Genomic DNA, 14,689 nt, shown 5'->3' on the forward strand with positions numbered 1-14,689 from the left:
TTTAGTTAAATTTATTAAGCATGCATTTAATGCACGTAATAAACATAAGTTAAAAACCATTAAACCTTAGCTTTATGAATTCTATTCTGTTTAATGATCTCCTAGAAAATCAAGAAAATGTTTGTCAAATGGATGACTGCAACGCCGATTGTACGGTTCATTGTCACTAAAGAGTCAAACTAAGATTTTATCCCCGTAGCGGATAAAACGTTGCGGGGATTTTTATATCACCCTTACCTAAATATTCCTGTTGAGACACCAGCTAACTTCCTGTTTTATGAATAAAACTGTCTTCCGAAATCCCCGGTCTCAAATTATACCCGTCAAAGAGAACTTTTATCTGGCCCTCAATCCAGGCGTGAATAATGGAATCAAAATATTAAACGAACAACAGGTTGCTGTGCTGAGAGAAATGGATGGCCAAACAAGTATCGAAGAAATAGTGAACGCAACAGGCTATCCGACAGAAGTAATCGTCCAGCTTCTGGATATTTTCGGCGAAATTGAACTAATCGGTTATTCTCCTGATTTTACAGAACCTCAACTCCCAACCGAAGCACGGAATATTGACTTTTGGGTACACACCACAGATGCCTGCAATTTTAACTGTCCGTATTGTTATATCGATAAAACAAAAAATAAAAGTATCAGGGACGATGTATTGGAAAAGTTTATCCAAAAAATTGTCACGCTGGTAGAGAAACGAAACTTAGCTGAAATATCACTGAGGTTTTCGGGAGGGGAACCATTACTCCGGTTCCACCAGGTGAAGGAGGCTATATTAAAGATTAAAAGCGAGCTAAAAAGTAGGGATTGTAAAACGAACATTGGATTCCTGACCAATCTAACCCTGCTAAACCAGGAGATAGTGAGCTTCATACAACAAGAAAATCTATACACAAGTATATCACTCGACGGATTCGGCGTATTTCATGATAAAACAAGGCATTTTAAAAACAATCGGGGCAGTTTCCATATCGTCGACAAAAACATCAACACGTTGCTGGAAGCCGGGCATAGCCGGATAATCATCATGACCGTCATATCAAACCGGAACCTTGACGGGCTTCCCGAACTGGCTCACTACCTGGCAAAGAAAAATATCCCGTTCCGATTTTCGATTGTTACCGGCGAAGAAATTGATCAAGCGAAACTTAAAAAGAAGCTATTTGAGGTTTATGACATATTTGAACGATACATCAAAGATTCATCCTATGCTTTCGCCCGAAATCACCACCTGGACGATTTGCGCTTTCTGTCTCCCTCCTACCGCCCTTGCAGCGCCGGTTTCATGAGTGGTGGATTATACACCGATGGCAAAATTTATTTCTGCCAACAGGAACTGGGTAATGGAGAGGATTCCGGGTCGGTTTTCGATGAAACAGATTTGATTCAGAATATTCAGACAAAACAGCACAGACATACCCAGCTACACGACGACTGTGAAAGTTGCTCTTACCGATATGTCTGTTCGGGTGGTTGTCCATTATATCGAATTAATGGAAAATCACCTCATTGTGGGCTTTACAAAGAACTACTACCCCGGATTTACCAGCTCATCGGACTTGAAAGGTATTACCGGTTAAAACAAGCCAATAGAAAGGTGAAAGCTGAGTGATTCAGCCACACGAAAGTACGTGAAATGCCTCGCATGAATACGATCATCTTAAACTGCCTGCCTCCCGGGAATATGGATATGCCGTCGGCATCTTTGTCCATACTGAAATCGTATTTAGAATATCAGGGCTACAGCGTGAAGATAATTTACTGGAACCTGTTGATTCTTGAGTGCATAACCAAAAGTTTGCCGATTCAGCTGGACAACAAGACAGCGAACGATATTTCCGTTTTACCAATGCTTCCTTTTTTATACCGGCTAAACATAAACGATGCACATAAACAACAGCTTTTGCTTGACAATTTCAGTGGCTATTTAAGGAAGAACGATTTACCCAACGATTTTATAATAACCTCCGCAATAACAAACATTCAAAATAAGATAGACGAATTAATAGCATCAAAACTAGAGCAAATCGCTGATACGCACTCCAACTTTCTTTTTGGTATTTCAGCCAAATACTATGAATGGATTTACGGCCTTGAGCTTATAAAGTTCATGAAGAAAATAAAACCGGAAGTACAAACCATTGCAGGAGGATTCACCCGTAAGGACAGCGCCCGCGAATTTATCTCGATGAGTGAGCATATTGATTTTTGCCTGTACGGCGAAGGTGAGTATTCCTCATGGCAACTAATGAATGAGATGAATTCCCCGGAACCAAATTATCACATGGTCCCCAACTTGTTTCACCGCCAGGGCGCACAAATTACGCAAAGCACCATCCAGAAACTCCCAAAACCAGACTTCCGGGAAACAATTTTCCCGGATTATTCCGATTTCTTTCAGGCTATCCGGTTGGTCAAAATGCCGGAACACATCGGGATACGATTGCCGCTCGATGGAACAAGAGGTTGTAGTTGGAACCGTTGCCGGTTTTGCGTGGCAACCCAGGGCATTCAGTATTTCGAACGTTCGGCAGCAAGTCTTACCAATGAAATAGCGTATCAGTTTAACAAACACCACATATCGTCCTTCTACGCCACTGATGATGATTTCAATCCAGATGGTTCCGACCGGCTGCTTAAAATTTCCAATATACTCAACGAGAATTCGCTCAACCCAAAAATGGAAATGGAAACCTGGTTGACTCCTTCTACTGTTAACTACGACCATTTACGGGCGTTACATTCTGTTTGTCATTTAAAGCTCAAGGCCGGATTTGAAGCAACGTCTGATGATCTGTTAATTAAAATGAGAAAGAAAAACCGGTTTATTGAGAACCTGCTTTTCCTGAAGAACGTAGCAATGCTGAATTCCAACTTTCACATCACCTACAGCATCATCATGGGCATCCCCGACGAAACGCCGGGAGATGTAGAGAACGCCATCGACAACCTGTACTGTTTGCGCTTCTATATTCCCAACAATGTAGAGCTATGCTTCAATAAGTTTCAACTTGCGAAAGGTTCCTCTTATTATAGACAGATGAACGATGAGGAAAAAAACGAATATGAACCGGATGGTTACGGCATTTTTGTTCCCGAACGGTATATCTCAGGTGAAAGACGGTTTCTGTTTTTCTTCAATACCAAAAGCAGAACTTCGAATCACCATTTGTGGCTTACATTTAAAGAAAAGGCAACTGAAATGGAATCGCTTTCGTACCATTACTCAGTAGACAAAAAGACAGGTACTTATACCGAATACGCGAACAACTCAGTGGTCAAACAAATTCCGCTCTCGAAAACCGAAATAGAGATACTCTCCTTAACAAACACATCGATAATGAATCGCGCAGAGTTGCTCCAATTTTCCACACAGAAGGGGTATTCAAAACATACAGCTATGAACAGCATTGAAAGGCTTACCAGGGAAAAACTGTTGTATGCCAATGATGATAACTATCTGTCGGTCGTAAACATGGGGGAACTATGAAAGTAATATTAATCAGCCCTCCTAATTCCTTCGACAAAAGCCCGTCGCTGCCTTCACTTACACTGGCCACGTTGTCCGGTATCCTGAAAAAGCATCAGATAGATCATATTTGTGTAGATGGCAACCTGATGCCTTCGTTTGAAAAGTACAAGCAAAATGGCACAGGCAACCAGGTGATATTGCAGGAGATTACTGAACTCGTCATGAACTACAAACCAGATTTGGTCTGTCTTTCGTTGTGGGGAGTAAGTATTCCCTTCGCTTTCAAACTGGCTGAACAATTGAAACAGAAAGCAAGCCGACTGAAAATAATGGCCGGTGGAATCAGGGACACTTATACAGCCAACTACATTTTGAACGCGACGACAGATATCGACTATGTTTTCGTTGGCGAAGCAGAAAATAGTTTTCCGAAATTCCTTCATCATTTTATTCGTGGAAACGAAACAAAAAAAATAACCGGGGTTTACTCCGAAGCATCGGATGATTTAGTAAGAACGGCACCCATTGAGTCCGGTCTTTCGGTTACCCCCAGCTATGACCAATTTATCAATGTCGATACACGTTCCCTCTTTGTCGAAACCAGCAGAGGATGCATCTATCAATGTGTTTTTTGTGGATTACATTACACTCCATACCGACGGCTGACGCCTCAACAGGCAGTTGAACACATCCGGAGCATGAAAACAAAGTACGATGTGGGATACATCAATTTCGCCGATAACTTTTTCCCGATGAAGGGACAATGGATATCGCAATTTTTGGAATTGCTAGCAGAAAGTGAAATAAAGATATACTGGTCGTGCTTAATCCGGGCCGATAATATCGACAAGGCAATTATTAAGAAGTTAAAACCAGCCGGATGTGTCGGAGTATTTATGGGCGTTGAGAGCACTGATAACGAGACGTTGGTATTGATGAAAAAAAGCAGGAGCCCGGAACGGTACATTCAACAATTAAGCGAAAACATCGGGGCGTTGGCTGAACAAGAAATCAATATAAAAGTGTCTACGATCATTGGGTTTCCGGGTGAAACAAAAAAGAGTATGTGGAGCACAGCCAGGTTCGTTAAAAACCTGAAAGAAAAAGGAGTTGATGCTTATACCGGCCCGTTGGTCATATACCCGGGGTCGGCATTGTGGGAACAATACATCCGCGGAGAGATAAAACTCAATCGGATTCAGCATCAAACCATCAAACGTAATCAATCGGGCATGTTTCACGAATGCTACCCTCCTGATCCCATTATCTCGCCCAATGACTTTATTCCTGAAAATCATCACATGTCCCAAACCGAATTGGAAAGTCAGATTTCAGATATCCTGACCTTTGTCGGTTAATTGCCCCGATTGATTCCCGGGCATAATGGAGAACTGTCATGCAGAAAATTGAACAATACCGATAAACCGGAAGGTGCCGGAACCTATGCAGAAGCCAATTTTTCAGCGAAGTTTTTTATTTCCTGCCCAATAACTTATTCCATATTCATCACCATTTCACGGGTTTTCCGTATTTTGAGTTTCTAAACCTGAAACCGTGACCAACCATTCATTATTCAAACAGCTAACAATGCCGCAAGGCAATCACTTCATTAACCAAATAACAACAATTATGAAAAAATTGGGATTGCTTTTATTGATTGGATTACTGCTTGCTTCCTGTAATCAGAGCCCCAAATCGGGAACAGAGACTGACGCACAAAAGTCAATGGTTGAACAGGCTGAAGCGCCACGCGACGGCGTATTCATTCATATCACCCAGGGCTACAACGACCCGCACCGGGTATTAATGCCGCTGAAAATGGCCGTAATGATGGCCATGGACAAGGACGTAGTGGTTTACATGGATATTCACGCGGTGGAACTGCTGGTGAAAGATGCCAAGGACATGACCTTCGCTGACTTCGAATCGTTCCAAACCTACGTGAAGCAACTGGTTAAAAAAGGCGTTCCGGTAATGGCTTGTCCCACCTGTCTGAAGATTGCCGGCTACACACCGGACGATTTAATGGAAGGCGTTCAGGTAGCGCAAAAAGACAAATTCTTCAATTTTACGAAAGGACGCATTGTGACATTGGATTATTGAAATCCGAATTGAACCAAATAGCCAAAGCCACCCACAACAGGATGATTATCCATCCTGCGCGGGTGGCTTATTATTTAGCCCAATCAGACTCTTCCAATTCAAAAATCTCATTAACGCTTGTTTCGAAGATGTGTGCTATCTTCAATGCAAGCACCGATGATGGAACATATTTCCCCGACTCGATAGCATTAATGGTTTGCCGGCTTACCATAATCAGCTTCGCCAAATCAGCCTGCGTAAGATTCTTTTTGGCTCGCTCCACTTTTAGCGTATTTTTCACAACACAATCTTTTATCAGGTTAGGCAACCATAAATTTCCACTTCTTGTAGTAATTATAAATCACCACATACAGGAACAGTTGGAATTGCAGAATATAAAATCCCTCCAGTTGCAACTCTCCGTGAATAATCAGCAATGCCGATGTAATCAACCACGTTATCAGCAGCGATTTAGCCAGACTCATGTAACGGAGGCGTTCAATAAATTCATCTTCCACTTTCTCTTTGGAAAACATATAAAGGAGAAAGCCGGCAAACGAAAAAGAGAGGCTCACCCAGGTAAGTGTTTTCTTCAATTCGGCTGAAATGATTTGATGATTAGCCGATTTGCCTTCCACATAACTATGCTCTAGCACGTTATGCCCATTTCTGTAACCTCTCTGGAATCCACTTACAGCCGCATCTATATTGGCTATAGTAGAAAGGACGACAGCTACAAAAACAAAGGCAATACCAATTCTTCTAAAATAGTAAGGCAAATAAGTTTTCATGGATTTGTTGGTTTAAAATGAACAACCAAATGTAAACTTCACTTTACATATTAGCAAACTTACTTTACTATTTTAATAGCATACAATGATTGTACATCTTTTCAGTTTGGCTACAGACGGGAACAATTGGATGAGTTATACCAAAAGGAGGACATTACAAATAATTGCAGGCGCCATACATGGAAAAAGGTCCGATTCTTTATCTTTGGTAACCATGAAGCAACTCTTCGATATATACAAACTCACAGAGGAAGGAGTTAGGGAAATAGCGGCGTCGGACAATGAACCTCATCAGCACGACTTTGAAGAGCTGCTGGTAGGTGTGGAAGGCTCCCTCGACCATTTTATCGATTATGAATCCGTTGAAATCAACGCTCCGTTCATCAGCTTCGTCACCAAGGGAAAAGTGCACCGGGTGGTTCCCAAACTGAAGGATGGCAAATGCAAGATATGGGTCATCCGCTTTAAAAGCGAGTTTATTCCGGAAACAACCTTTCAGCTTTACTCCTATTATCATGGCCATGCGAACGTAAAGATGGAACTGAACGGTTGCTTCTTTCGCATGCCCGATTTGTGTGAAATGATTTACAACGAGAAGCAACAGCCCGAGCCGAACTATGCCGTTATACAGCACTTGCTGAGCGCTTTGTTTATCATGATTGAATCGGAACGAAAGAAATTGTGCCCGACTGGCGAGACCATACAGAAAACCCAAAACATCACCTTCAAGAACTTTCTGAAGATACTGGAAGAGAATTATCGCCGGCCCGAGGGCGTGGAGTTTTACGCAGAAAAACTATTCATGTCCTCGCGGAACCTGAACCTGATTTGTCAGAACATCCTCAACCAAAGCGTTTCCGAAATCATTGAAACACGAAAACTCATCGAAGCCAAGAACCTGTTGATTACGAACGATAAAACCATTGCCGAGATAGGCTTTGAACTGGGCTACCAGGAGAAGTCCTACTTTACCAGGGTTTTCAAAAAGAAATCGGGGCAAACGCCCGGCGAGTTCCGCGAAGAGATGAGGCAACAGATATAGGTTGCATTGCCTTAACAAACGCTTCCCTCCTTCATTTCCTAAAAAGACCACACTATTTCCGAATACTGTTACCCACTGCTGATGTCGTGCGTGTACTTTTACATCATGAATTTAAACAAGATGTATCACAACTAAAAACGATAAAAATGAAAGCAACAACAAAATGGGTCGCCGACCCTTCGCACAGCGAATTGATGTTTAAAGTAAAACACATGATGATTACCAACGTGAAAGGCGAATTCCGGAAATTTCAGGCGGAAATTGACGGTGAAGATTTGACCAAATCACCGGTCAGGGTAACCATCGACGCATCATCCATCTTTACCAATGAAGATACCCGCGATACTCACCTGAAAAGCCCTGACTTTTTCGACGTGGAAAATCACAAGGAACTGGTGTTCGAAAGTACTTCGTTTGAACAGGTTGATGATGATGACTACAAACTCACCGGTATGTTGACGATCAAAGGTATTGCCAAAGAGATAACTCTTGATGTCGAATTTGGTGGCGTGAACAAAGACCCGTGGGGCAATGAGAAAGCCGGTTTTTCGCTCGAAGGAAAAATCAACCGGAAAGACTGGGGACTGAACTGGAATGCCGCACTGGAAACCGGTGGCGTGTTGGTGAGCGACCAGGTTAGAATCAGCGCCGAAGTACAGTTTGTACGGCAGGAAGCGTAAACGTTCAGACAGGCTGATAGTCTGTCATGAAAAGAGAGTATCTTTGAAACAGATGGGCCAATTGGCCTACGGAAGGAGCAGCCATGAAGCTGAATACATTCAATAATATAACCACACGCCCGGACAGCACAGCGCCTATGTCTGTGCTGTTCTTAGGTCACGGTAGTCCGATGAACGCCATTGAAGAGAACGAGTTTGTAACCGGATGGCGCGACATGGGCCAAACCATTCCCAAGCCGGCAGCCATCTTGTGCATATCGGCACATTGGGAAACCCGGGGAACTTTTGTGACGGCCATGGAAAAACCCATGACCATTCACGACTTTGGCGGTTTCCCGAAAGCGTTGTTCGATGTGCAGTATCCGGCACCCGGAAGTACGAAGCTGGCAAAAGAGACGCAACAGCTCATTCATCAAACGGAAGTTGGGATGGACGAGAAATGGGGCCTCGACCACGGAGCCTGGAGTGTGATTAAGCATCTGTACCCCGAAGCTGATGTGCCGGTAGTGGAAATGAGCCTCAATTACTTCCGGTCACCGAAGGAGCATTACGACCTGGCCAAAGAACTGGCTCCCCTTCGCCGAAAGGGTGTGCTGATTATCGGAAGCGGAAACATGGTACACAACCTCCGTCGGATAGCCTGGGATAAGCTCGATGAGAGTTTTGGTTTCGACTGGGCGCTGGAAGCTAATGAGAAAATGAAACAGTATATTCTGGACGACAATCACCAGCAATTAATCAATGTCCGTTCGCAAGGCAGCGCTTTTCGGCTAGCTATTCCCACGCCCGAACATTATCTGCCGTTACTATACGTGTTGGCTTTGAAAGAACAAAATGAGCAGGTAACATTGTTCAACGACCAGACAATGGCCGGTTCGCTGTCGATGACTTCCGTGAAGATTGATAAAACCTGATGAAAGTTTCACTCAAAAATAAAAACATGCGTATAACCGACACCGAATTCCCCTTACAACTATCACGGAAAATTGACTGGAGTGGCCTTGATTACTTCGGCCATGTGAATAACATTTCGTATTTCCGGTACATCCAAACGGCACGTGTGAATTATATGGAGCACATTGGCCTGGTAGAATCATACAGCACCGAGAAAAAGGGTCCCATTGTCGCGTCCTGTAAATGCGATTTCATACAGCCGCTGTTCTATCCGGGCGATATCACCATCAGGTCCAGTATCAATTTCATCAAGAAAACAAGCTTCGGCATTTATCACCAAATACTAAATGACAAAGGAGAAATAGCCGCCGATGCCCAGGATGTAATGGTAATGTTTGATTTCGAGAAAAATGCCAAGAGTCCCGTCACGGCCGAGCTGAGGGAAATCATCGAACAACTGGAAAATAAACACATTGGTAAAAACCGGGAATAACCGGCAACGGTCATCATAGTTGGCAGGTAATCGGTGGTGATATTTTGACGAAGGTCTTTGTGCCCTTTTGCGGTTCATTTCAATTTTGACCATAACGTGCGCCTCTGGCTATCGCGTGTATGCAACCCGGAGTGGCGTCATCCCGACGTTCGTCGAAATGCCTTACCCCGGGCTTTGAGGTTTCAGGCCTTCAGCCTGGCAGGGTGACAATAGGAACCCATTTAACCTGTGATCTGAAATTCACCATAAATTTTTCTTCCCCCTTTCATTCCCCCTCCTATGTTTGTGCACTATCGCATGCCCTATGGTCAATTGAAACTCCGGTTGTTTCGAGGGTAATGAAGGCGGAGCTGTTTTTTTAAAACCTTATTTTTCAGTTTTTAACCCTAGTAACTATTCACGCACCCCACAACAAAAAACCTTATTGACCTTATTCATGATTGTTGCAACAATGCCACATCCATAAGGTTAATAAGGTTGGGGGCTATTAAGAATTGCATGGTTACTAAGGTTTGACAAATAAAGAATAAGGTTTTCCGGTCTGGCGGGGATTAACGATAGAAACCACAGAAACATTTCCAACAACAGAAACGCTCCGGGTCAACTGAATGTGAGAAAGTGGGAAGATGAGAGCAATACCTGAAACCCTCAAATCAATGAGTAATTAACAATGAGAAATGAAAAATACAATAAAGCCGAACCTCAAAACATAACCTGTAACTCTTCAACAATAGAAACCATCCCATCGGTAATAGGGTGTAAACGTCTGGCTTCGCCCCTGCCCGAACCGGCATATATAGAATCAATCAAACATTATTTAATTGTATAGATCAGAGAATTTGGCGTAATTTTAACATCCATGCGCCTTTAGCAGGAAACATAACATTCGGAAGAGCATTCATGGTTGAGAACACTGCACGGTTAAAACAGGTGACTAAGGTGACACTGGTTGGATTTTTCACCAACCTGTTGTTGTCCGTCGGTAAAATAATGGCCGGGATGATTGGGAAAAGTGGTGCCATGCTGGCCGACGGCATTCATTCGCTTTCCGATTTCGTTACCGACATCATTGTCATGGTATTCATCCGGGCATCCAGCAAAGAGCGGGACCGGGATCATCATTACGGACATGGAAAATTTGAAACATTTGCCACCATGTTGATTAGTTTCGGATTAATGGTGGTAGGTCTCGGCATTTTCTGGACCGGCTTAAAAGAGGTCATCAGCGCCCTGAAAGGAGAAATCATTACCCAACCCGGAATGATTGCACTTATAGCTGCCCTGGTATCCATTCTTTTCAAAGAGGGATTGTATTGGTACACCATCAAAACAGGTAAAAGAATCAACAGCTCGGCGGTGGTCGCCAATGCATGGCATCATCGCTCCGACGCATTTTCGTCGGTTGGAACCGCTATCGGAATTTCCGGGGCTATTTTCCTGGGCGAGAAATGGCGGGTACTCGATCCCATTGCCAGCATTATCGTTAGTTTTTTCATTGTAAAAGTTGCCTGGGACCTGGCGAATCCGAGTGTGAAAGAGTTGCTCGAGAATTCATTGCCCAAAAAAGTGGAGGATGAAATTACGGCAATCATCCAGGGAGTATCGGGTGTAAAAGCCTGTCACAATTTACGGACCCGAAAAATCGGGAATTATTTTGCCATTGAAGTACATGTCAAGGTCGACAAAGAACTTTCCGTGGAAGCGGCCCACATGATTGCCACCGAAGTAGAGCGGCAATTGCGCGACAAATACGGACGCCAGACACACATCGGGGTACACATCGAACCCTATTATGAGCGCGTTCACGAAACCGTGTCAGCACCTCTAAACAATCGTTAGCACTATTGAGATATTCATCAGCATAGGCCGGGAAATCATCGACACTGGTCCTGACGATTTCGAAGGCCAGCGAATTAAGAAGGTCCTGACCAAAAACCAATTCCCAGGAACAAAAAAACTCCTTCGACCGTTCCGGAAAAATTACGAACCGGCTGAAGAGGCATAATTCCCTTAACTTAGAATAATTCCAAATAGTGCAATTTTGGTGGTGAACGTTCGATTTCATGTGCCGAACGTGCGAAAATCTGGGATGAACGGAAATTAGCCATTGATGAGCGACTGTATGTATTGGCTTATGAACAATAAGATATTGGGATTTTTGCTATTTTAGCCCCATAAAGCAGAACCAACAAAAAACAGAAACTGCCAATCTTTATTCTTCAGATAACAAAATGACAAGAAATTAACCAATTACCCACATTGCTATATAATCAAGTATCCATGTGACAGGTAAGAACAATACACAGGTTTGTTTAAGAGAATATAAGACCTAAACAATTAATTAATTTCTTAATGATTTATAAATGAAACGTAATTTCATCAAATTAACCGCCATTGTACTGGCCTTTTCCTTTTTGTTTACGAGTTGTGCTTCAATCGTTAGTTCGAGCACTTATCCGCTTTCGATAAACAGTACCCCCAACAATGCCAAGGTAACCGTTACCAACAAAAACGGATACCAGGTATATATGGGAAGAACACCCGCAACGGTACGACTACGTGCCGGCGATGGATTCTTTGCCAAAGCTGAGTACCAGGTCCGATTTTCCAGCGAAGGCTATGAAGACAAAGTTATTCCGGTAACCTTCAAGATTGACGGATGGTATTTCGGAAATATTCTGATTGGAGGTTTGCTCGGCATGCTGATTGTCGACCCAATTACCGGCGCCATGTGGAAAATTGACAGCAAATTCATAAATGAAACATTAAGTCCGGCAGCAGGTACGACAGCTGAAGTAAAACCGGAAATGAAAATCATGAATATCAATGATGTTCCGGATAACATGAAATCGCACTTAGTAAAAGTAAATTAACCGCCAACAACACAAAGAGGACAGCAACAAAATTCGCATCAAGTTGCTGTCCTCTTGTTATTAAGAAGCAGAATATTTTGTCGTATTCTCAGGATTATTATAATAGCAATGTGTAATTTCATGGTAGCTCCATAGCTAAATACAAACATTAACCAATAAGCTTTTTTTTATGGAAACCATACAACTAAAAGACCCGAACACTCCCCCATCAGATGAGGTATTGGCAAACGTACTCGGTGACAGTTACGATGCCTTCGATGAGTTGATGAAAACCGTTGCTGAGCCGCCTTATGAATTGTTAGCCGGATGGAACTACTACAAAGACGGGAAGGCATGGTTGTGCAAAGTACAGTTCAAGAAGAAAACGGTATTCTGGCTTTCGGTGTGGAATCAATATTTCAAAACGGCATTTTACTTCACCAAAAAAACAAAGCCCGGTGTGATGGAACTTGACATCGACGATGCGATTAAAAGCGAGTTCGACCAAAAGGAACTAACCGGAAAACTGATTCCACTAGTCATCAACGTCACCGGGAAAGAACAATTGAAAGATCTGCTTACCATCGTTGAGTACAAAAAGCGGTTAAAATAAAGATCAACTGTCTTTTATTAAACCACTTCGATGTTAGCCATAAAAACGGTTATACCTTTGCAAAAGGTTGCCTGATTTTTGTTTTATTTTCACTTTCCCTATCTTCCCGCCCAAAACCAGAATAATGATGCAGCGAAAAGTATATTATCTCTCAACCTGTGACACCAGCAAGCGAATCATGAAAGAAGTGGGTGTCGACGACAGCTTTGAACAGCAGGACATTAAATTCCATCCCGTAACCGAAGAACAGGTAGAGCATTTTTACCAACAAACCGGCAGCTATGAGGAATTGATCAACAAACGGGCCCGAAAACTAAAAGATGCCCTGGCTGAGCATCCGGTTACCGGCGATGCTGATTACAAGAAACTACTGCTGTTGGATTATACTTTCCTGAAACGCCCCGTCTTCGAAATCGATGGTCAACTGTTTGTTGGGAATGCAAAAAAGACAGTGGAAGCGATTAAGGAGGCGTTGGAACGATAGACTTCTCCAAAGCTCCAAACTTTGGAAAAGTGCACGTAAAAGCCTTGGATTAAGTCTGACGATGATAAGTGGAAGCGACGAATCAAAATGTTGCTCCATTCCAATAAACTCGGTCTATATTATTTCTCGTTGGGTATATCGTAACTATAAAACGGATTCTCGTCAACGGTTGAGCTTAGGTAGATGGTGTTTTCGTCCTCACTTACGCAGAAATACCCCCAGTGATCGAGTTTGTATTTGTGCACCGGATTTCCGTTCCAGTCGAATTGTTCAACGTATATGAACTCATTTCCATGGTTATTTGCCTTCATGACGTCAATTGGGGTCCGCCCACTATACAGCAGGTAAACATACTTCCTTTGCGGCGAAATACCCCAGAAATAAGTTATGTTGGCCGGACTCATGACGTCTTTCGTGTTGAACTTGTGGTCCTTTGAATCATCAAAGATCAGGGTCCGGGTTTTCATTGAATCACAATCGACAAATACCAGCCGGTTAAACTGCTTGTAAGCAAATACCATGCGCTTTTTATCCGGATTTAAGCCAAAATCGCCAATATAAGCCGCCCAGTTTTTCAGCTTTTCTGAAAAAGTTAGATTATACAGTTTCTTTGCCGTCGCCGAATCGCCACGCAGGCTTAGCTTAAAAATACCTTTCCCGCCTTTAACCGATTCCACATAGGCAAAGGTCGAATCGTCGATGCATTGCATCTGTTTGTCAGAGTACATCTGGTGAAAAGAGGCAGGCATGGCTAATTTGAGCTCTTTCGTTACAAAATCCCTGTCGAGAGAATAGAGTTTGTTCCGGGTAGTCTCAAAAACATAGGCCAAACGTTTTGAATTCCGGGATTTAAACATCCTGGGAAACTGGAATTCATCAGGGCCCTGCCCCAGCCGACCGAATGATTTGATGAACCGAAACCCGGGAAGCGAATAGGCCATAAACAGGTGATCATTATACCGGGTTTTAACTAATAGTAAACTATCTTCGGCCAGCATTTGGCTTTCGACTACCCTGAAAACCTCCTTTACCGGGTGCGATATTCCTTTCAGGTCAATTACCGGTCCAAAAGCCTTTTCGGTCAAATGAATTCCTCCGGGTTCCAGAGGTGTTATCCTCGACAATGGAACTGTATCAGCTTTGTTTACGACAACGTCTGACTGTTCGGATTTCGTTTGTTTATGTCCCTTACAGGAAAAAGCAGTAAATACTACCAGGAGGACCAGTATTCTTCCATTCATGTCGATTATAGCGTTAGGTATTCACGCAATATAACATAA

The 14,689-nt window shown here is 43.0% G+C and carries 15 protein-coding genes; 12 read left to right on the forward strand and 3 right to left on the reverse strand.

Annotated features, from left to right (window positions below; translation table 11 throughout):
- Window positions 1–277 precede the first annotated feature (277 nt).
- From T426_RS0116425 to T426_RS0116445, 4 genes are all read left to right on the forward strand, one after another.
- Entirely contained in the window at window positions 278–1,618 is a 1,341-nt protein-coding gene (locus T426_RS0116425) for a radical SAM/SPASM domain-containing protein (RefSeq protein WP_025865723.1), read from the forward strand.
- 33 nt (window positions 1,619–1,651) lie between these two features.
- Window positions 1,652–3,496, forward strand: coding sequence for a B12-binding domain-containing radical SAM protein (locus T426_RS0116430; protein ID WP_036984923.1), 1,845 nt, complete (start codon window positions 1,652–1,654; stop codon window positions 3,494–3,496).
- Window positions 3,493–4,836, forward strand: coding sequence for a B12-binding domain-containing radical SAM protein (locus T426_RS0116435; RefSeq protein ID WP_025865721.1), 1,344 nt, complete (start codon window positions 3,493–3,495; stop codon window positions 4,834–4,836). The genes T426_RS0116430 and T426_RS0116435 overlap by 4 nt, the downstream gene beginning before the upstream one ends.
- Window positions 4,837–5,107: 271 nt before the next feature.
- On the forward strand, window positions 5,108–5,581 hold the full coding sequence (locus T426_RS0116445) for a DsrE family protein (RefSeq protein ID WP_199898687.1): 474 nt from the start codon (window positions 5,108–5,110) through the stop codon (window positions 5,579–5,581).
- A 70-nt stretch (window positions 5,582–5,651) separates the two neighbouring features.
- Here T426_RS0116445 and T426_RS0116450 read toward each other — a convergent pair whose 3' ends face one another.
- Both T426_RS0116450 and T426_RS0116455 read right to left on the reverse strand, forming a co-directional pair.
- The gene (locus T426_RS0116450; RefSeq protein ID WP_025865718.1) at window positions 5,652–5,861 is read right to left on the reverse strand and encodes a helix-turn-helix transcriptional regulator; all 210 of its coding nucleotides are present in this window, start codon (window positions 5,859–5,861) and stop codon (window positions 5,652–5,654) included.
- A 19-nt stretch (window positions 5,862–5,880) separates the two neighbouring features.
- Window positions 5,881–6,351, reverse strand: a complete 471-nt coding sequence (locus tag T426_RS0116455; protein ID WP_025865717.1) for a hypothetical protein — start codon at window positions 6,349–6,351, stop codon at window positions 5,881–5,883.
- A 214-nt stretch (window positions 6,352–6,565) separates the two neighbouring features.
- Between T426_RS0116455 and T426_RS0116460 the strand changes: the two genes are divergently transcribed.
- The 8 genes from T426_RS0116460 to T426_RS0116495 all read left to right on the forward strand — a co-directional run bounded on the left by T426_RS0116460 (window position 6,566) and on the right by T426_RS0116495 (window position 13,409).
- The gene (locus T426_RS0116460) at window positions 6,566–7,393 is read left to right on the forward strand and encodes a helix-turn-helix domain-containing protein (protein WP_025865716.1); all 828 of its coding nucleotides are present in this window, start codon (window positions 6,566–6,568) and stop codon (window positions 7,391–7,393) included.
- 146 nt (window positions 7,394–7,539) lie between these two features.
- Window positions 7,540–8,073, forward strand: coding sequence for a YceI family protein (locus T426_RS0116465; RefSeq protein ID WP_025865715.1), 534 nt, complete (start codon window positions 7,540–7,542; stop codon window positions 8,071–8,073).
- An 83-nt stretch (window positions 8,074–8,156) separates the two neighbouring features.
- The gene (gene ygiD / locus T426_RS0116470) at window positions 8,157–8,987 is read left to right on the forward strand and encodes a 4,5-DOPA-extradiol-dioxygenase (RefSeq protein ID WP_025865714.1); all 831 of its coding nucleotides are present in this window, start codon (window positions 8,157–8,159) and stop codon (window positions 8,985–8,987) included.
- Window positions 8,988–9,013: 26 nt separating this feature from the next.
- The gene (locus T426_RS24050) at window positions 9,014–9,460 is read left to right on the forward strand and encodes an acyl-CoA thioesterase (RefSeq protein WP_169737692.1); all 447 of its coding nucleotides are present in this window, start codon (window positions 9,014–9,016) and stop codon (window positions 9,458–9,460) included.
- 900 nt (window positions 9,461–10,360) lie between these two features.
- Window positions 10,361–11,299: a cation diffusion facilitator family transporter gene (locus T426_RS0116480; protein ID WP_025865712.1), complete on the forward strand. Its 939-nt coding sequence runs from the start codon at window positions 10,361–10,363 to the stop codon at window positions 11,297–11,299.
- 524 nt (window positions 11,300–11,823) lie between these two features.
- Window positions 11,824–12,333, forward strand: a complete 510-nt coding sequence (locus T426_RS0116485; RefSeq protein WP_025865711.1) for a PEGA domain-containing protein — start codon at window positions 11,824–11,826, stop codon at window positions 12,331–12,333.
- 169 nt (window positions 12,334–12,502) lie between these two features.
- The gene (locus T426_RS0116490) at window positions 12,503–12,925 is read left to right on the forward strand and encodes a DUF3788 family protein (RefSeq protein ID WP_025865710.1); all 423 of its coding nucleotides are present in this window, start codon (window positions 12,503–12,505) and stop codon (window positions 12,923–12,925) included.
- A gap of 124 nt (window positions 12,926–13,049) precedes the next feature.
- Window positions 13,050–13,409, forward strand: a complete 360-nt coding sequence (locus tag T426_RS0116495; RefSeq protein ID WP_199898686.1) for an arsenate reductase family protein — start codon at window positions 13,050–13,052, stop codon at window positions 13,407–13,409.
- Between the two features lie 119 nt (window positions 13,410–13,528).
- Here T426_RS0116495 and T426_RS25255 read toward each other — a convergent pair whose 3' ends face one another.
- Complete coding sequence (locus T426_RS25255) at window positions 13,529–14,650, reverse strand: BF3164 family lipoprotein (protein ID WP_025865708.1); 1,122 nt, start codon at window positions 14,648–14,650, stop codon at window positions 13,529–13,531.
- Window positions 14,651–14,689 lie beyond the last annotated feature (39 nt).

It is taken from the genome of Prolixibacter bellariivorans ATCC BAA-1284, assembly GCF_000621705.1.
GTDB classification, from domain to species: domain Bacteria; phylum Bacteroidota; class Bacteroidia; order Bacteroidales; family Prolixibacteraceae; genus Prolixibacter; species Prolixibacter bellariivorans.